The organism is Streptomyces niphimycinicus, from assembly GCF_018883605.1.
GTDB lineage: Bacteria > Actinomycetota > Actinomycetes > Streptomycetales > Streptomycetaceae > Streptomyces > Streptomyces niphimycinicus.
In genome coordinates this window covers 1-629 of sequence record NZ_JAHLEM010001176.1, presented here as the reverse complement: position 1 = coordinate 629, position 629 = coordinate 1, and the positions used below count along the sequence as shown (strand labels likewise).

General features: G+C 76.8%; 2 pseudogenes. One reads left to right on the top strand and one right to left on the bottom strand.

The window, feature by feature from the left end:
* A pseudogene (locus KN815_RS48645) lies at positions 1 to 104 on the top strand (TrmH family RNA methyltransferase); the annotation flags it as partial.
* Between the two features lie 151 nt (positions 105 to 255).
* Here KN815_RS48645 and KN815_RS51370 read toward each other — a convergent pair.
* A pseudogene (locus tag KN815_RS51370) lies at positions 256 to 629 on the bottom strand (serine/threonine protein kinase); the annotation flags it as partial.

The window sequence follows — 629 nt, the reverse complement described above, 5'->3', positions numbered from 1 at the left end:
AATGGGTGCGGATCCCGATGGCCCACGGGGTGGACTCGCTCAACGTGGGTGCGGCGGCGGCGGTCGCCTTCTACGCGGTCACCTCGGGCAGACCGGGGCTCTGACCGCCGCGTGGCAGGGGCTTCGCGGCCCCAGACCTTCCAGCCCCTCCAGGGGGCACCTCCCAGCGGTAGCTGGGGGAGTTTGAGGAGCGGGGTCTGGGTCGGAGCCCCAGTTGCGGGAAGGGGCGGGGAGGGGAACGGCCCGCCGCAGGCGTCACGATCCGTCGGACGCGCCCTGGCGGCCGTCAGGCTCGACTGCCGTCGAGTCGGCCGCCACCGAGCCCGGTGCCACCGAGTCCGGTGCCGCCGACGAGACTGCCCCCGACCCCGTCGGCCCGTGCGGCGCGCCCAAGCCGTTGGCCGGGCCCTGACAGCCCTGCGCCGCCGCGATCCCCAGCGCCACCAGCAGCGTCACCACGACGAACACGGTCAGCCGCTGCCGCAGCAACCGGCGGTTCGGCCCGCTGGGGCGGCGTCCGCCCGGCGAGGTGCGAACGGTGTTGACCGGGCGCCCCGAGCGGTCCGTACGCGCGGGCGGCCGTGGACCCCGGCGCTGCGCCTGCGCCGGACGCGCGGGGGTGTTCCGCC